Genomic DNA, 16,144 nt, shown 5'->3' with positions numbered 1-16,144 from the left:
TTTCGATCTCAAGATTCGATGGAGCCGCTGGGGCGGTGCGGGCCGGCCATCGGTTGGAAGCGGACGCGGGCGTTCACGGGGATCTGCCCCGCACGGTCCAGGTGGTGGGTGGCGACCGAAGCGATCACGGGATAGCCGCCGGTGAGCGGGTGGTCGGCCAGGAACAGCACGGGCTGGCCGCTGGGCGGCACCTGGATCGAACCGCGCGCCGTGCCTTCGCTGGGCAGCTCGCTGGTGTTCGCACGCACGAGCGGCTGCTCGCCGTTCAGGCGGATACCGACGCGGTTGGACTGCGGTGTCACCGCCCACGGCTGGCTGCACAGGCGCTCGACGGCGTCGGCGGTGAACCAGTCCGTGCGGGGGCCGAGCACGATGTCGAGCACGACGTCTTCCTGCACGGTGGGCAGGTCGGCCGGAGGTGCTTCGGCGTCGCCGACGACGGCGCCGGTGGTGACCGTACGCACCGGCAGCACGTCGCCCGCCACCACGGCGGGCGGGCCGATGCGGGCCAGCGTGTCGGTCGCGCAGCTGCCGAGCACGGGCGCCACGGCAAAACCGCCACGCACGGCCAGGTAGCTGCGAATGCCGGCGACGGGCTCGCCGAACGTGACGGTGTCGCCGTCGGCCAGCGCGACGGGCTGGTAGCGCGACAGCGGCCATTGCACGCCGTCGGCGCGGGCCAGCGTGAGCGGACCGTCAGCGCCGGTGACGGCAATCACGGCATCGCCGCGGCAGACGAATTGGAAGCCGCCGTAGGCCAGTTCCAGGCACGCCATGTCCGAGGCGTTGCCGACCAGTCGATTGGCGGCTTGCAGCGAGCGCTGATCCATCGCGCCGGAGGCGGACACGCCCTGCCGGGCCTGGCCGTGGCGACCGCCGTCCTGCCACAGCGCCTGCAGGCCGGCGGCGCGGACTTCGAAGGCGCTGCCGCCTTCGACGGCCACGGGTGCAGGCGATGCAGCCACCTTCTCGGCGACCGGCAACGCCACCTTCGACAGCGTGGCATCGACAAAACGCACCGTGTCGCCAGGCTGCAGCAGCGCCGGCGTCTCGCGCGACAGGTCCCACATGGGCGTGTCGGTCACGCCGATGATCTGCCAGCCGCCGGGGCTGGCCTGCGGGTACACGCCGCTGAAACTGCCCGCCAGGCCGACGGCACCAGCCGGGATGCGGGTGCGCGGCACCGCGCGGCGCGGCACGTTCAGGCTCGGGTGGCCGCCGCTCAGATAAGCGAAGCCGGGGGCGAAGCCGGTGAAGGCGACGGTGTAGTCGCTGCCGGTGTGGCGGCGCACCAGCTCGTCGGACGTGATGCCGAGCAGGCCCGCCACTTCGGCGATGTCTTCGCCGTCGTAGCGCACGGGAATCTCGATGCGCTTGTCGACGCGCGTCTCGCGGGCGTCGAGCCGGCGCCGGCGCACGGCATGCGCCAGTGCAGTTGCCGACAGCACGGCGGGCCGGAAGGTGATGAGGATCGTGCGCGCGGCGGGCACCAGCTCTTCGATGCCGGCGATGGGCTCGGCGCGCAGCGAGGCCAGCAGCGCCAGGGTCTGCGCCAGGTCGTCGAGCTCGACCAGCACGGCATTCAGGTTGACGGGCAGAAAGCGCATCGACGTCGTCATGCGGTCGCTGCCTCGGCAAGGTCGAAAGTGAAAGGGCGGATCGTCACGCCGGCCTGCACCAGCCGCTCGCGCACGCGGCGCGCCATCTCGACCGCGCCGGGGCTGTCGCCATGCACGCAGACCGAGTCGGCGCGGATGCGCACCACGCTGCCGTCGATGGCGGTGACGGTGCCCTCGTTGGCCAGGCGCAGCATGCGTTCGGCCACGTCGGCGGCATCGTGCAGCACGGCGCCGGGTTCGCGGCGCGACACCAGCGTGCCCTGCGGCGTGTAGGCGCGGTCGGCGAAGGCCTCGGCCACCACGCGCAGGCCCGCGGCCTCGGCCCAGCCCAGCAGCGGCGAACCCGCGAGCGCGACGAGCACGAGGCCCGCGTCGATCTCGCGGATGGCGGCGATGACGTCGCGCGCCTGGCGCTCGTCGTGCGCGATGGTGTTGTAGAGCGCGCCGTGCGGCTTCACGTAGCGCACCCCGGTGCCGGCCGCGGCGGCCAGGCCCTTCAGGGCGCCGATCTGGTAGATCACGTCGGCGCGCAGGTCGGCGCTGTCGACGTCCATGTTGCGGCGGCCGAAGCCGACGAGATCGCGGTACGCCACGTGCGCGCCGATCGCCACGCCGCGTTCCTTCGCCTGGCGCAGCGTGCGCAGGATGCCGGCCGGGTCGCCGGCGTGGAAGCCGCAGGCCACGTTGGCGCTGCTGACGATGTCCAGCATGGCGGCGTCGTCACCCATGCGCCAGACGCCGAGGCTTTCGCCGAGGTCGCTGTTCAAGTCGATGTTCAAGTCGATGTTCATCGGGTCCTTCTTCTTTCTGTCGTGGCGGCGGGTCAATGCAGCCGGCCGGCGGTTTCGCGCACGTCGTGGCGCACGGTGAGCGCGGTGCGGATCGCCACGCGGAAGGCCTCCACCTGGTCGGCCAGCGCCATGCTCGCCACGCCGGGCTTCGAGGCGGCCTGCTCAGGCAGATAAGGCACGTGGACGAAGCCGCCGCGCGTGTGCGCCAGCGCCGGCCGCGTCGCGATCCGGTGCATGAGCGCATAGAAGATGTGGTTGCACACGAAGGTGCCGGCGCTGTTCGACACGGCCGCGGGCAGGCCCGCCGCGCGCATGTCGCGCACCATGGCCTTGATGGGCAGCGTCGCGAAGTAGGCGGCCGGGCCGTCCTTGACCACGGGAAGGTCGATGGGCTGCTGGCCGGCGTTGTCGGGGATGCGCGCGTCGTCGATGTTCAGCGCGGCGCGCTCCATCGAGATCTCGGTGCGTCCGCCCGCCGCGCCGACGCACAGCACCAGTTTCAGGGGCGGGCCGGGCAGCGCGGCGTCGAGCGTGTCGATGGCGCGGCCGAACACGCAGGGCAGCTGCACGGCCTGCACCACGGCGCCTTCGCAGGTCCAGCCGTCGAGCGCGCGGGCGATCTCCCATGCGGGGTTGACGGGGTCGTTCTCGAAGGGCTCGAAGCCCGCGATCAGCACGCGAGGTGCCTTCGCGTTGGAAGTCATGCGCGGCGCCTCAACGGAACATCAGGAAGTACATGAGGAAGATGTTGACCACCAGCAGCGCGGCCGCCGTGGGGATCTGCACCTTGATCACCGCGTTCTTGTCGGGCAGCTCCAGCAGGGCCGCCGGCACGATGTTGAAGTTGGCCGCCATCGGCGTCATGAGCGTGCCGCAGTAGCCCGAGAACATGCCGATGGCCGCCATCACCGCCGGGTCGCCGTGGTACACGCCCACCAGCACCGGCACGCCGACACCGCCCGTCATCACCGGGAAGGCCGCGAAGCCGTTGCCCATGATGATGGTGAAGAGGGCCATGCCCAGCACGTACACCGCCACCGCCACGAAGCGGATGTCCATGTTGATGTAGCTGGTGGTGATGTGCGCCACCGCCTTGCCCACGCCGGCGTCGGAGAACACCAGGCCCAGCATGCCGAGCATCTGCGGCAGCACCACGGCCCAGCCGAGCGCGTCGGTGAGGCGGCGCGACTCGCGCATGCCCTGCACGGGCGTCTCGCGCGTCAGCCAGCAGGCCAGCGCCAGGGCCACCACGCAGCCGATGCCCAGGCTCACCAGCGTGGTGTTCTTGGGGTCGAGCAGCAGCGTGCCGCCGAGCTTGATGTGGCTCATCCCCACGGTGCCGATCACGGTGACCAGCGGAATCGCCAGTGCGGGAATGAACAGCTTGTTGCCCAGGCGCGCGGCGCTGGCCTGGTACTGCTCGGGCGTGGGTTCGCGGTGCTTGCCCGCACCGACGCCGCGCATGCCGGCGATGACAGCCATGCCGATGGCGCCCACGCCGACCAGCGCGGGCGGCAGCTTGTCGCCCACCAGGAAGACCAGCGCGTAGATGCCCCAGAAGAGCGCGCTGGTGTAGCGCTTGGGATGCTGGCGGTCGGCCAGCGTCATCACGGCCGTGATGGCGAGGATGACGCCGACCAGGAGGTACAGGTGCTGGATCGAGAGAATCATGATGATCAGCGTCCTTCGTTGGCGGGCACGGCGGTGGCGACGGGTGCCTCTGCCCTCGCGGCGGCGCCCAGCTCACGGGCCAGCGCCTGGTCCAGCCGGCGCAGGCGCCAGGCGTGGATGATGAAAGCGGCGATGGCCGTGGGGATGCCCCACATCGCGATGTGCAGCGGCTCGACGTCGATGCCGGCCTCGTGCAGGAAGGTGGTCATCAGCACGATCGCGCCGAAGGCCACGAAGATGTCTTCGCCGAAGAACAGGCCCACGTTGTCGGTGGCCGCGGCGTAGGCGCGCAGCTTGTGGCGGATGCGGTCGGGCAGCTTGCCGTAGCGCGTCTCGGTGGCACCTTCGGCCATCGGCGCGAGCAGCGGACGCACCATCTGCGGATGGCCGCCCAGGCTGGTCAGGCCCATGGCCGCCGTGAGTTCGCGCGCGGCGAGGTAGACGATCAGCAGGCGGCCGGCGGTGGCCGACTTGATGCGGCTGATCCAGTTCTGCGCGTGCTGGCGCAGGCCGTGGCGCTCCAGCAGGCCGATCACCGCCAGCGGCAGAAGAATGATCAGCGGCAGGTTGCGCGTCTTGATGAACCCGGTGCCGATGGCCGTGAGGACCGTCATCGGGCTGAAGCCGGCGGCGAACGCCGTCACGATGGCCGTGACGATCACCACCAGCATCGGATTGAAGCGCAGGATGAACCCCGCAATGATCACGGCCACGCCGATCAGCGGCCACAGGGGGACTTCAGGTGTCATGGTTGGTCTTTCGTTGCAATGCAAAACACCGGCGCGCGGACGCCGGTGCGGTCGATTGATGCAAACCTCATGCCAATGAATGAGCAATTCATTTCTTGTGAATCACTCATTTCAAACAAGTTGTTGAACAATTTCATGTAGTGTGCCCAACAACAGTGCAGAGATACCCCCATGAAAACCCTGAAACGGGCACGTTTCGGTGCGTCGCCGCGGCGGGGCCGTCAGGCCGTCTGTTACAACGCAGGCTCCCTGCGCCCTCTCCTTGCTCCCCCCGACCGACCGGCATGACCCGACTGGATTCCCCCTCTTCCTCCGACTCGCCGGCCGCCGGCGCGCTCACGCTCAACGACCGCGTGGCCGAGCTGATCCGCCAGAAGATCGTGAAGGGCGAGTTCTCGCCGGGGCAGCGGCTGTCGGAGGCCGCGCTGGCCGAGAGCCTGGAGATTTCGCGCAACACCCTGCGCGAGGTGTTTCGCACGCTGACCAAGGAAGGCCTGCTCAAGCACGCGCCGAACCGCGGCGTGTTCGTGGCGGTGCCGAGCATCGCGTCGATCATCGACATCTACCGCGTGCGCCGGCTCATCGAATGCCAGGCGCTGGCGCAGGCCTACCCGCGCCACCCCGCCAAGAAGCACATGCGCGAGGCGGTCGAGATGGCGCTGAAGTGCCGCGACGCCGGCGACTGGCTGGGCGTGGGCACGGCCAACATGGAGTTCCACAAGGGCATCGTCGAGCTGGCCGACAGCGAGCGGCTCAACGTGCTGTTCGCCCACATCCTGGTCGAGCTGCGGCTGGCCTTCGGGCTGCTGAAAGACCCGGAGTTCCTGCACGCGCCCTACGTGGACATGAACACGAAGCTGCTCGAACTCATCGAGGCCGGCAAGTTCGCCGAAGGCTCGGCGGCGCTGAACGACTACCTCATCCACTCCGAGCGCATCGTGCTTGCTGTGTATGCGCGGCAGATGCCGGACGGTGGGCTCGACAGTTAGGCGAGCGGGGCTTCGCGGCCAGGCCTGCCGGTGGCCTGGATGCTCAAGGACGACAGCGGCTACCTCAATTCAAGCTTCATGCCCTCGTGCGTGGCCTTGAAGCCCAGGCGTTCGTAGAAGCGGTGCGCTTCGGTGCGGCGCTTGTCGGTGGTGAGCTGCACCAGCCGGCACCCTGCGGCCCGGGCGGCATCGACGGCGAACGCGATCATCTGCTCTCCGATGCGCTGCCCGCGCTGGCTGGACGCCACACGCACGCCCTCGATCTGGCCGCGCACCGCGCCCTGCAGGCCCAGCCCGGGAATCACGATCAGTTGCAGGCAGCCGACCACGCCTTCCGGCAATTCGGCCACCAGCAACTGGTTGCCGTCCTGCGCCTCGATGCGCCGGAAGGCGGCCTCGTAGAGCGCCGTGTCGTCCGGGCGTTCGCGCGCGGCGCCGAGCACGTCGTCGGCCAGCATGGCAACGATGGCGGGGAGATCGGCCGGCACGGCCTTGCGCATCTTCAAGAGGGAATCGGGTGGTGTCATGGCAATCGTCGAGATGTTGGTGTGTCCGGGGATGGCATTGGAAGAATAATGGCCTCCCCGCAACGCTCCGCGACGCAGACACCATGACCCTGTCCGCCTACCTCCTGTTCCTGCCCGCCTGCTTCGCCATCAACATGGCGTTCGGCCCCAACAACCTGCTGTCGGTGACCAACGGCGCAAAACACGGCGTGTCGCCGGCCGTCGTCGCGGCGAGCGGCCGACTGGTGGCCTTCGCGATCATGATCGCCATCGCGGGCCTGGGCATGGGCGCGGTGCTGGTGGCGTCGGAGTTGGCGTTCGATGTCATCAAGTACATCGGCGCGGCCTACCTCGTGTGGATCGGCATCCGGCTGCTGCGCGCGCCCGTGCCGACGGCGCAAGTGCAGGCGCACGAGGCCGCACCGCCCTCGATGCGCGCACTGGTGCGCCAGGAGTTCACGGTGGCCGCTGGCAACCCGAAGGCGATCCTGGTGTTCACGGCTTTCTTCCCGCAGTTCGTGGTGCCCGGCGCGTACGCGTCGAGCTACATGCTGCTGGGCGTGACCTTCCTGGTCTTCGAGCTGGTAGCGATCGCGCTCTATGCGCTGCTCGGCGCGCGCATGCGCCGGCTGGCCAACGGCAGCCGCGCGATGCGCTGGTTCAACCGGGTGAGCGGCAGCATGATGGTCGGCTTCGGACTGATCCTCGCGTTCACGCGCCGGCCTGCGGGCTGAGGCTTCAGCACTCGACGATGTTCACGGCGAGGCCGCCGCGCGAGGTTTCCTTGTACTTGGTCTTCATGTCCGCGCCAGTCTGCATCATGGTCTGGATGACCTTGTCGAGCGACACGACGTGCGAGCCGTCGCCGCGCAAGGCCATGCGCGCCGCGTTGATGGCCTTCACCGCGCCCATCGCGTTGCGCTCGATGCACGGGATCTGAACCAGCCCGCTGACCGGGTCGCAGGTCATGCCCAGGTTGTGCTCCATGCCGATCTCGGCGGCGTTCTCGACCTGGCCCGGCGTGCCGCCCATCACCGCGGCGAGCGCGCCCGCCGCCATCGAGCAAGCCACACCGACCTCGCCCTGGCAACCGACCTCGGCGCCCGAAAGCGAACCGTTCTTCTTGTAGAGGATGCCGACGGCCGCCGCGGTGAGCAGGAACTCGACCACCGCCTCGTCGCCCGCGCCGGGAAAGAAGCGCTGGTGGTAGTGCAGCACCGCCGGGATCACGCCCGCCGCGCCGTTGGTGGGCGCGGTGACCACGCGACCGCCGGCTGCGTTCTCCTCGTTGACGGCCATGGCGTAGAGGTTGACCCAGTCCATCGCCGCGAGCGGGTCCGGTGCGGCGTCGCGCCTGTCGCCCTGCAGCCGCGCGAACAGGTCCGCCGCGCGCCGCCGCACCTGCATGCGCCCGGGCAACGTGCCGGTGCTCGCGCAGCCGCGGCGCACGGCACCGGCCATCGCCTCCCACACCTGCAGCAGCTGCGATCGCACCTCGGCCTCGGGTCGCCATTGCGTTTCGTTGGCCATCATCAGCGCGGCGATCGACAGGCCCTGCGCGCGGCATTGCGCCAGCAGTTCCGCGCCGGTGTCGAAGGCAAAGGGCAAGGCCGCAGGCGGCGGGCGCTGCACGCCGGCTTCGTTGCGCACGCTCCCGCCCTGCGCATCGACGACGAAACCACCGCCCACCGAGAAGTAGTCGGCCTCGGCGAGGACCTGGCCCTGCGCGTCCAGCGCGATGAAGCGCAGGCCGTTCGGATGCTGCGGCAGGCTCTTGCGCATGTAGAGCAGGTGCTCCTTCTCGTCGAACGCCACGGCATGCACACCGAGCAACTGCAGGCGCCGTTCCTGCTGGATGGTCGCGACGGCGGGCTCGATGGTGTCGGGGTCGATGTGGTCTGGCCGATGGCCTGCGAGACCGAGCAGCACGGCGCGGTCGGTGCCGTGGCCGCGCCCGGTGGCACTCAGCGAGCCGTACAGCTGCGTCACCAGCGTGGCCACCTGCGGCAGCAGGCCTTGCGATTGCAGCAGGCAGACGAACTGCCGCGCCGCGATCATCGGCCCGACCGTGTGCGAGCTCGACGGGCCGATGCCGATCTTGAACAGATCGAAGGCGCTGACAGGCGTCGATGCCGCCTTGGCCGCGTCTGTCACCGCGCCTTCACCGCCAGGTTCCACAGGGCCACGAGCTGCTCGTATTCAGCCAACGCCGCCTCCTGGTCGAGCGGGAAGATCTTGATGGCGCTCAGGTCGGGCAGCGAGGTCAGCTTGGACACCGCGATGTCGCTGCGCACCGGACGGCGGAAGTTCTTCACCAGCAACTCCTGCTGCGTCTCCTTGCTCAGCAGGCCGTTGTACAGCGCGACGGCGGCGTCCATGTTCTTGGCGCCCTTCACGATGAACATGCCTTCGGGCGCCAGGTAGCTGCCCTCGGTGGGGTAGACCAGCTTGATCTCCTTCTGCCCGCCCGCCACGTACTCCTGCGCGGCGTATTCGATGGTCAGGCCCACCGGGTACTCGCCGGCGGCCACGCCCTTGTAGGTGCTGCCCGACGACGCGGTGATGACCGCGTTGGCCGCCAGCTTGCCCAGGCCGTCGCGGCCGAACTGCTTGAGCAGGCCATACACCAGCATGTAGGCCGTGGCGCTCTTGCTCGGATCGGTGATGGCGAACTTGCCCTTCCACTCGGGGCGCATCAGGTCCGACCAGGTCTTGGGCGCGGGCATGCCCTTGAGCTGGCGCTCGTTGACCATCATCACCATCACATGCACGTTGGTGCCGACCCACAGGTCGTTCGGGCCGCGGAACTGCGCGGGCACGGCCGCGAGGTCGGGCGACTTGTAGGGCGCCATCTGGTCCTTGTAGGCGCCCAGCGTGCCGAAGCCGCCGCTCCACAGCACGTCGCCGCGCGGGTTCTTGGCCTCGGCCTGGATGCGCTTCATCAGCGTGCCGGTGCCGCCGGTGACCTGCTGCACGTTGAGCCCGGGCGTCTTCTTCTTGACCACGGACAGCGCGGTCTCGACGGTCTCGGTGTTGTTGGACGAGTAGAGCACCACCGTCTGCGCACCCGCGATGCCTGCTGTGAGGGCCAGGGTCGCGAACGCACATTTCGCCAGGGACTTGAAGGACATGAAAACCTCGCAGGTTGAAGTGAGTGAACGGGTCATTTGCTGGAAAACAGATTGATGCGGAACACCTTGATCGCCACCACGATGGGCAGCAGGATCACGCTGACCAGCGCCGCGCCGTACGCCGAGGCCAGGCCCAGGCGGCCGCCGTCGACCTGGCGGAAGATGGCGATGGGCATGGTCTCCAGGCCGCCCGTGTAGACCACGATGGAAGCCGACAGCTCCGAGATCGTCGTCACCCACATCAGGATGGCGGCCGAGATGATCGAGGCCTTCATGGCCGGCAGCAGCACCTTGAAGAAGGTCTTCAGCGGCGACACGCCCAGGCTGATCGAGGCCTCCTCGATGGAGTCCGAGATGTTGAACAGCGTCGACGACGCGTTGCGCACCGCAAAGGGCAGGCGGCGCACCGTGTAGCACAGCACCATGATTCCCGAGGTGCCCGCCAGCACCAGCCAGCCGGTGTTGAAGGTCTGCACCAGCGCAATGCCCAGCACCGTGCCCGAGATGGTCAGCGGCAGCACCACGATGTAGTCGAGCAGCTGGGTGAAGGCGTTGCGCTTCTTGATCGTGAGGTAGCTCACCAGCACCGCGAAGGCCACGCCCACCACCGTCGCCATGGAGGCGAACTTCAGCGAGTTGATGATCGGCTCGGGCGCACCGCGCAGCGCGCGCTCCAGGCTCGACAGCGACCACTCGCCCCAGCGCATCACGGGGCCGCTGGTCTCGGTGAACGCGCCCACGAAGACGATGAGCAGCGGCAGCATCGACAGCACGATGATCACGCCCACGCTGAGCGTGTAGAACACCGCCGCGCCCGAACGCACGCGCACCACCGCGGGTGCGCGGCCCTGCGTCATCGTGTAGATCTTGCGTTCGACCACGCGCTTCTGGAAGAACAGCACGATGGCCACGATGCCGATGGACACCACCGACATCGCGCTTTGCAGCGTGGGGCTGCCGCCCATCTCGCCGACGAAGGCGTTGTACGTCATGACCGACAGCAGCGGCACGCTGCTGCCCAGCACCACCGACAGCGCGAAGTTGCCCACCACCAGCGTGAACACCACCAGCGCATTGACCAGCACCGCGGGCAGGATCACCGGCACCAGCACGCGCAGCTTGGTCACCAGCGGCGAGGTGCCCAGGCTCAGGCCGGCTTCCTCGAGCTGGCCGTCGAAGCCGCGCAGCGCGGCCAGCACGCCCAGGTAGATGTAGGTGTAGTAGACCAGCGTCATGGAGAACACCATGCCGGTCCAGCCGTAGAAGGTCGGCAGCGTGATGCCCACGCCCGCGAGCAGGTTGGTCACCAGCCCGTTGTTGCCCAGCAGCAGCAGCCACGACTGGCCCACGATGATCTCGGGGATCACGATGGTCATGATCGGCAGCACGGCCACCAGGTTCTTCAGCGGGAAGTCGTAGCGCGCCACCATGTAGGCGAAGGGCACGCCCACCGCCACGGTGCAGGCCGTGACCGACACGCCCAGCACCAGCGTGTTGCGGAACGCGAGCAGGTATTCGCTGTCCTGCAGCAGGGTGATGAAACCGGACAACGAGAACGCGCCCGACTCGTCGCGCACGCTGTTCACGAACAGCGTGCCCAATGGATAGAACACGAAGAACAGCAGCAGCACAAGGCTCAGCAGGGTCAGGAAACCCCAGGGCCACCAGTTGATTTTCATGGTGTGCGTCCGTTCAGGCGGCGACCACGCGGCTGTCGGCCGGCACGAGCACCTGCACCGCATCGCCGGCCTGGAAGTCGGCCACCATGTTGCCGGCATGCAGCTCGACGCGGATCTCGGAGTTGTCGTGCAGCCGGATGCGGTAGGCAGTCTTGAAGCCCAGGTACTGGCGGCGCAGCACCTCGCCCGCGATGGCGTTGGGCACGTGGGGCGCGGGTGCCATCAACGACAACGCCTCGGGGCGCGCGATGAGGATGCCCTGCGCGCCCAGCGCGGCGCCGCCCTGCATGCCGTCGAGCTGCTGGCCGCACAGCTGGTAGCGAACGTGCGACGCGGCGCCGCCGGCGGACTCCGCCGGCACGGGAATCACGTTGGCCGAGCCGATGAAGTCCGCCACGTAGGCGTTCACCGGCGTGCCGTACAGCTCCTCCGGCGTGCCCAGCTGCGCGATGCTGCCTCGGTCCATGATGGCGATGCGGTCCGACATGGCCAGCGCCTCTTCCTGGTCGTGCGTGACGAACACGGTGGTGATGCCGGCCTCGCGCACGAGGTCCAGGATCACGTCCCGCATCTGCAGGCGCATCTTGGCGTCGAGGTTGGACAGCGGCTCGTCCATCAGCAGCACGCGCGGGCGGATCACCAGCGCGCGGGCCAGCGCCACGCGCTGGCGCTGGCCGCCGCTCATCTGCGCAGGGTAGCGGTCGGCCAGTGCGAGCAGGCTCACCTTGTCCAGCGCCTCGTTGACGCGCCGGGCGATCTCGGCCTTGGGCACCTTGCGCGCGCGCAGGCCGTAGGCCACGTTGTCGAAGGCCGTCTTGTCGGGGAACAGCGCGTAGTCCTGGAACACCATGCCGATGTCGCGGTGGTGGGTCGACACGCGCGTCACGTCGTCCTGGTCGAACAGGATGCGCCCGCCGTCGGGCTCGTTGAAGCCCGCGATACAGCGCAGCAGGGTCGTCTTGCCGCAGCCGCTGGGGCCCAGCAGGGTGAAGAAGGCGCCATCGGGCACATGCAGCGACAGGTTCTGCAGCACCGTCTGGTTGGCGAACTGCTTCACGACGTTGTCGATGGTGATGGAAGCCATGTCTCTTGTTCAGGGTGGAAGGAAGCGCGATGCTAGGCGCGGCCCTTGCGTGCCACCAGCCGGATTTTTTAAGGCGGTCGGTTAGTTTTTCTGCAGGCTTCCCGGTCTACGATGCCCGCCGGCCTCCGACTCCAAGGCGGCACGCAACCGAACACGAAAAGAACATGAGGAAGACAAGCCCGCTCGCCAAGGTACGCATGTGGTGACCCGACGCCTCCCCCCTTTGAAGGCGCTGCGCGCCTTCGAGGCGGCGGCGCGCCATGCCAACTTCACCGCGGCCGCCGACGAACTCAGCATCACGCACAGCGCCGTCAGCCAGCAGATCCGCCTGCTGGAGGACTACCTGGGCCAGCCGCTGTTCGCGCGCGAGGCGCGCGGCGCGACGCTGCTGCCGCACGCGCGCGACTACTTCGCCGAAGTGCAGGCCAGCCTGGACCGCATCGCCAGCGCCACGGCCGCGCTGAAGTCGCCCCACCAGCGCAGCAGCCTGCGCGTGTGCACCACGCCCTCGCTGGCGATGAAGTGGCTCATTCCGCGGCTGGCCGGGTTCCAGGCCCTCGCGCCGCAGACCGACGTGCAGCTGTCGACCCTGGGCCGTCAGTTCTTCGATCAGGCCGAGGCAGGCAGCGACGTGCTGATCCGCCGCATTCCCATGCAGCGCCCCGACCACACCTGCGTGCGCTGCCTGGACGACCACCTCGTGGCCGTGGCATCGCCGCGCTTCATCGAACGCCACCGCATCGCCAGCATGGCCGACTGCCTGGGCCACCCGCTGCTGCAGGCCGCGGGCGGGCTGGAGAACTGGCCGCGCTGGTTCGAGCTGGCCGGCGTGCGCGTGCCGCCCCAGCTGCCGGGCCCCGTGTTCGATCACCAGTTTCTCTGCATGCAGGCGGCCATGAACGACCTGGGGCTCGCGCTGGCGCCCTGGTGCCTGCTCGAGGAAGACATCCGCGCCGACCGGCTGCGCCTGGTGTTTCCCGAGCCGCGCCTGCCGGCCTCCGGCGTCTATGCGCTGTACCGCACCGAAGGGCCGGTGGCCGCGCTGGCGCGGCAGTTCGTCGACTGGCTCGGCACCCAGCACTGGAACGCAGGCAGCCCCACGCCATGAACAAGACGCTCTCCCCCTCCTCCTCTCCTTCCACCCTGCGGCTGTCGGACTTCAGGCTGATCGCCTTCGACATGGACTCGACGCTGATCGACATCGAGACGGTCGACGAGATCGCCGACATCGCGGGCTGCGGCCCCGAGGTCGCGGCCATCACCGAGGCCACGATGCGCGGCGAGATCACCGACTACAAGGACAGCCTGCGCCGGCGCGTGGCGCTGCTGCGCGGCGTGCCGCTGTCGGCGTTGCAGACGGTGTACGACGAGCGCCTGCACCTGAACCCCGGCGCCGAGACGCTCATCGATGCCTGCAAAAGGGCCGGCCTGCGCGTCGTGCTGCTGAGCGGCGGCTTCACCTTCTTCACCGACCGCCTGCGCGAGCGGCTGCAGCTGGACGACACGCGCTCGAACGTGCTCGAGATCGAAGAGGGCCGGCTGACCGGGCACATGCTGCCCCAGCCCTGGGGCGACATCTGCGACGGCGACGCCAAGAAGGACAAGCTGCTCGAATGCTGCCGCGCGATGGACATCTCGCCGGCCCAGGCCATCGCCGTGGGCGACGGTGCGAACGACCTGCCGATGATGCGTGTGGCCGGGTTGTCGGTGGCCTATCACGCCAAGCCCACCGTGCGCGAAGCCGCCACGCTGGCCATCGACGAAGGCGGACTCGACCGGCTGCTCGACTTTCTGAACGCCAGCCGCTGAGTTCGCTCAGGCCTTCAGGTATTCGGCCTTGGTGCCCAGCCAGCGGTCGATGTGCCGCTGCGCGAGTTCCGCGTGTTTCTGCAGCATCACCGGCGCGAGTTCGCGCGCCCAGTCGAGCAGCAGCGTGTCGGTCGCGAGGTCGGCAAAGCGCAGCAGCGGCGCGCCGGACTGGCGCGCGCCCAGGAACTCGCCGGGTCCGCGGATCTCCAGGTCGCGCCGCGCGATCTCGAAGCCGTCGGCGGTCTCGGCCATGGCCTTGAGGCGTGCGCGCGCCGCCTCGCCCACGCGCCCGCTGTCGCCCGGTGCATAGAGCAGCACGCAGGCCGAGGCCGCCGCGCCGCGCCCCACACGGCCGCGCAGCTGGTGCAGCTGCGAGAGGCCGAAGCGCTCGGCATGCTCGATCACCATCAGCGAGGCGTTGGGCACGTCGACGCCCACTTCGATCACCGTGGTGCTCACCAGCACCTGGATTTCGTTGGCGGTGAAGGCCGCCATCACCGCCGCCTTCTCGGCCGTGGGCATGCGCGAATGCAGCAGGCCGACCTGGATGTGCTCGCCCAGCGTGCCGGCCAGTTCGTCGCGCGTCTCGGTGGCGTTGCGCAGGTCGACCGCCTCGCTCTCCTCGATCAGCGGGCAGACCCAGTAGACCTGCCGCCCCTGCGCGATCTGCGCCTGGATGCGGTCGATGACCTCGTCGCGCCGGTGGTCGGCCACCAGCTTGGTGACGATGGGCGTGCGGCCGGGCGGCAGCTCGTCGAGCGTGGACACGTCGAGGTCGGCGTAGTAGCTCATCGCCAGCGTGCGCGGGATCGGGGTGGCGCTCATCATCAGCAGGTGCGGTTCGAGGTCGCCGCCTGCTTTCCCACGCAGGGCCAGGCGTTGCGCCACGCCGAAGCGGTGCTGCTCGTCGATGATCGCCAGCGCGAGCTTCTTGAAGCGCACCTTCTCCGAGATGACGGCGTGCGTGCCGATGACCAGCGCGGCCTCGCCGCTCTCGACGGCGGCCGACATCGCATCGCGCTCCTTTTTCTTCTGGCTGCCCGTGAGCCACGCCACGCGCAGGCCACGCGCGGCCAGCAGCGGATCGAGCCAGCCGACCAGCTTGCCGAAGTGCTGGGCCGCGAGGATTTCGGTGGGCGCCATCAGCGCGCACTGGAAGCCCGCGTCGATGCAGCGCGCCGCAGCCAGCGCCGCGACCACGGTCTTGCCCGAGCCCACGTCGCCCTGCAGCAGACGGTGCATCGGCACCTGGCGATGCAGGTCGGCCGTGATCTCCTCGCCCACGCGCTGCTGCGCGCCGGTGAGGCCGAAGGGCAGCACGGCGAGCAGCTGCGCATGCAGTGAACTCGCTTCCGGTTCAGCGGACGCAGGCAGCACCGGCGCGCGCTGCGCGGCACGTTCCAGCCGCGCCTGCAATTGCGAGAGCTGCTGCGCCAGCAGCTCCTCGGCCTTGATGCGCTGCCACGCCGGGTGGCTGTGGTCTTCGAGCGCGGCGATCGACACGTCGGGCGTCGGGTAGTGCAGGAAGCTCAGCGCGCTGCGCAGGTCCCACGCGCCGCGCAGGCCGATCTGCACGGGAATGGTCTCGTCGAGCAGCGCGCGCGCCAGGCCCGATCGCACCTCGCGCCGCAGCACCGGCTGCGCGAGTCCGGCCACGGTCGAGTACACCGGCGTGAGCGCATTGGGCAGCGCAGTGCCGGCCGCCTTGACGGTCGGGTGCATGATCTGCCGCCCCACTAAGCCGCCGCGCATCTCGCCGCGCACACGCACCTTGGCGCCCACCGCGAGCTGCTTCTGCTGCGACGGGTAGAAGTTGAAGAAGCGCAGCTGGCAGGTGTCGGAGCCGTCGTCGATGGTGGCGATGAGCTGGCGGCGCGGGCGGTAGACCACCTCGCACTCGGTGACCACGCCCTCGACCTGTGCCATGTCGCCGTCGCGCGTGTCGGCCAGACGCACGATGCGCGTCTCGTCCTCATAGCGCATCGGCAGATAGAGCGCGAAGTCGATGTCGCGCACGAGGCCGAGCTTGCGCAGCGCGCGCTGCACGAGGCTCAGGCCGGCACCGGGTGGTTGCGCCGGCGCGGCGGGGGGAGTCGGTTCTTTCTTGGCGGGCACG

Annotated in this window: 15 protein-coding genes; 4 read left to right on the top strand and 11 right to left on the bottom strand. The window is 69.1% G+C overall.

Annotated features, from left to right (window positions below; translation table 11 throughout):
- Nucleotides 1-8: 8 nt before the first annotated feature.
- From D3H34_RS16680 to D3H34_RS16660, 5 genes are read right to left on the bottom strand one after another with little or no spacing between them, the layout of a single operon-like run.
- Complete coding sequence (locus D3H34_RS16680) at nt 9-1,607, bottom strand: 5-oxoprolinase subunit B/C family protein (protein ID WP_119555064.1); 1,599 nt, start codon at nt 1,605-1,607, stop codon at nt 9-11.
- 8 nt (nt 1,608-1,615) lie between these two features.
- Nucleotides 1,616-2,398: a LamB/YcsF family protein gene (locus tag D3H34_RS16675; protein WP_205736739.1), complete on the bottom strand. Its 783-nt coding sequence runs from the start codon at nt 2,396-2,398 to the stop codon at nt 1,616-1,618.
- 44 nt (nt 2,399-2,442) lie between these two features.
- Nucleotides 2,443-3,114: a pyroglutamyl-peptidase I gene (gene pcp, locus D3H34_RS16670; protein ID WP_119554914.1), complete on the bottom strand. Its 672-nt coding sequence runs from the start codon at nt 3,112-3,114 to the stop codon at nt 2,443-2,445.
- Nucleotides 3,115-3,124: 10 nt separating this feature from the next.
- Complete coding sequence (locus D3H34_RS16665) at nt 3,125-4,081, bottom strand: DUF979 domain-containing protein (protein WP_119554912.1); 957 nt, start codon at nt 4,079-4,081, stop codon at nt 3,125-3,127.
- Between the two features lie 5 nt (nt 4,082-4,086).
- Nucleotides 4,087-4,830, bottom strand: a complete 744-nt coding sequence (locus D3H34_RS16660; RefSeq protein WP_119554910.1) for a DUF969 domain-containing protein — start codon at nt 4,828-4,830, stop codon at nt 4,087-4,089.
- A 284-nt stretch (nt 4,831-5,114) separates the two neighbouring features.
- Here D3H34_RS16660 and D3H34_RS16655 point away from each other — a divergent pair, with 284 nt between their 5' ends.
- Nucleotides 5,115-5,819: a GntR family transcriptional regulator gene (locus tag D3H34_RS16655; RefSeq protein ID WP_286185818.1), complete on the top strand. Its 705-nt coding sequence runs from the start codon at nt 5,115-5,117 to the stop codon at nt 5,817-5,819.
- Nucleotides 5,820-5,878: 59 nt separating this feature from the next.
- Here D3H34_RS16655 and D3H34_RS16650 read toward each other — a convergent pair whose 3' ends face one another.
- Nucleotides 5,879-6,346 (bottom strand): GNAT family N-acetyltransferase, encoded by a 468-nt coding sequence (locus D3H34_RS16650; protein WP_119554908.1) that lies wholly within the window; start codon nt 6,344-6,346, stop codon nt 5,879-5,881.
- A gap of 83 nt (nt 6,347-6,429) precedes the next feature.
- On the opposite strand from D3H34_RS16650, the gene D3H34_RS16645 reads away from it, so the two are divergent.
- Nucleotides 6,430-7,059 (top strand): LysE family translocator, encoded by a 630-nt coding sequence (locus tag D3H34_RS16645; RefSeq protein WP_119554905.1) that lies wholly within the window; start codon nt 6,430-6,432, stop codon nt 7,057-7,059.
- A 4-nt stretch (nt 7,060-7,063) separates the two neighbouring features.
- Here D3H34_RS16645 and D3H34_RS16640 read toward each other — a convergent pair whose 3' ends face one another.
- The 4 genes from D3H34_RS16640 to D3H34_RS16625 are packed head-to-tail and all read right to left on the bottom strand — an operon-like array spanning nt 7,064 to nt 12,219.
- The gene (locus tag D3H34_RS16640) at nt 7,064-8,479 is read right to left on the bottom strand and encodes an L-serine ammonia-lyase (RefSeq protein WP_119555058.1); all 1,416 of its coding nucleotides are present in this window, start codon (nt 8,477-8,479) and stop codon (nt 7,064-7,066) included.
- On the bottom strand, nt 8,476-9,456 hold the full coding sequence (locus D3H34_RS16635) for an ABC transporter substrate-binding protein (protein ID WP_119554903.1): 981 nt from the start codon (nt 9,454-9,456) through the stop codon (nt 8,476-8,478). Before D3H34_RS16635 ends, D3H34_RS16640 begins: the two co-directional genes overlap by 4 nt.
- A gap of 32 nt (nt 9,457-9,488) precedes the next feature.
- Nucleotides 9,489-11,135: an ABC transporter permease gene (locus D3H34_RS16630; RefSeq protein ID WP_119554900.1), complete on the bottom strand. Its 1,647-nt coding sequence runs from the start codon at nt 11,133-11,135 to the stop codon at nt 9,489-9,491.
- A 13-nt stretch (nt 11,136-11,148) separates the two neighbouring features.
- Nucleotides 11,149-12,219 carry an ABC transporter ATP-binding protein gene (locus D3H34_RS16625; RefSeq protein ID WP_119554898.1) on the bottom strand — a complete coding sequence of 357 codons (1,071 nt, stop codon included), beginning with the start codon at nt 12,217-12,219 and terminating at the stop codon, nt 11,149-11,151.
- 202 nt (nt 12,220-12,421) lie between these two features.
- Between D3H34_RS16625 and D3H34_RS16620 the strand changes: the two genes are divergently transcribed.
- Both D3H34_RS16620 and serB read left to right on the top strand, forming a co-directional pair.
- Nucleotides 12,422-13,327, top strand: coding sequence for a LysR substrate-binding domain-containing protein (locus D3H34_RS16620; RefSeq protein ID WP_119555056.1), 906 nt, complete (start codon nt 12,422-12,424; stop codon nt 13,325-13,327).
- Nucleotides 13,324-14,028 carry a phosphoserine phosphatase SerB gene (serB, locus tag D3H34_RS16615; protein ID WP_119554895.1) on the top strand — a complete coding sequence of 235 codons (705 nt, stop codon included), beginning with the start codon at nt 13,324-13,326 and terminating at the stop codon, nt 14,026-14,028. The genes D3H34_RS16620 and serB overlap by 4 nt, the downstream gene beginning before the upstream one ends.
- A gap of 6 nt (nt 14,029-14,034) precedes the next feature.
- On the opposite strand, the gene recG is transcribed toward serB, so the two are convergent.
- Complete coding sequence (gene recG / locus D3H34_RS16610) at nt 14,035-16,143, bottom strand: ATP-dependent DNA helicase RecG (protein ID WP_350308482.1); 2,109 nt, start codon at nt 16,141-16,143, stop codon at nt 14,035-14,037.
- Between the last annotated feature and the right edge of the window lies 1 nt (nt 16,144).

It is taken from the genome of Acidovorax cavernicola (assembly GCF_003581445.1).
Note: the sequence above shows the minus strand (reverse complement) of the source record. Positions and strands in the feature narration are given on the sequence as shown.

What these genes read in the sequence shown, in the direction of transcription:
- D3H34_RS16680 (WP_119555064.1), bottom strand. Translation starts at nt 1,607, where the DNA reads ATGCGCTTTCTGCCCGTCAACCTGAATGCCGTGCTGGTCGAGCTCGAC.
- pcp (WP_119554914.1), bottom strand. Translation starts at nt 3,114, where the DNA reads ATGACTTCCAACGCGAAGGCACCTCGCGTGCTGATCGCGGGCTTCGAG.
- D3H34_RS16665 (WP_119554912.1), bottom strand. Translation starts at nt 4,081, where the DNA reads ATGATTCTCTCGATCCAGCACCTGTACCTCCTGGTCGGCGTCATCCTC.
- D3H34_RS16660 (WP_119554910.1), bottom strand. Translation starts at nt 4,830, where the DNA reads ATGACACCTGAAGTCCCCCTGTGGCCGCTGATCGGCGTGGCCGTGATC.
- D3H34_RS16655 (WP_286185818.1), top strand. Translation starts at nt 5,115, where the DNA reads ATGACCCGACTGGATTCCCCCTCTTCCTCCGACTCGCCGGCCGCCGGC.
- D3H34_RS16650 (WP_119554908.1), bottom strand. Translation starts at nt 6,346, where the DNA reads ATGACACCACCCGATTCCCTCTTGAAGATGCGCAAGGCCGTGCCGGCC.
- D3H34_RS16645 (WP_119554905.1), top strand. Translation starts at nt 6,430, where the DNA reads ATGACCCTGTCCGCCTACCTCCTGTTCCTGCCCGCCTGCTTCGCCATC.
- D3H34_RS16635 (WP_119554903.1), bottom strand. Translation starts at nt 9,456, where the DNA reads ATGTCCTTCAAGTCCCTGGCGAAATGTGCGTTCGCGACCCTGGCCCTC.
- D3H34_RS16630 (WP_119554900.1), bottom strand. Translation starts at nt 11,135, where the DNA reads ATGAAAATCAACTGGTGGCCCTGGGGTTTCCTGACCCTGCTGAGCCTT.
- D3H34_RS16625 (WP_119554898.1), bottom strand. Translation starts at nt 12,219, where the DNA reads ATGGCTTCCATCACCATCGACAACGTCGTGAAGCAGTTCGCCAACCAG.
- serB (WP_119554895.1), top strand. Translation starts at nt 13,324, where the DNA reads ATGAACAAGACGCTCTCCCCCTCCTCCTCTCCTTCCACCCTGCGGCTG.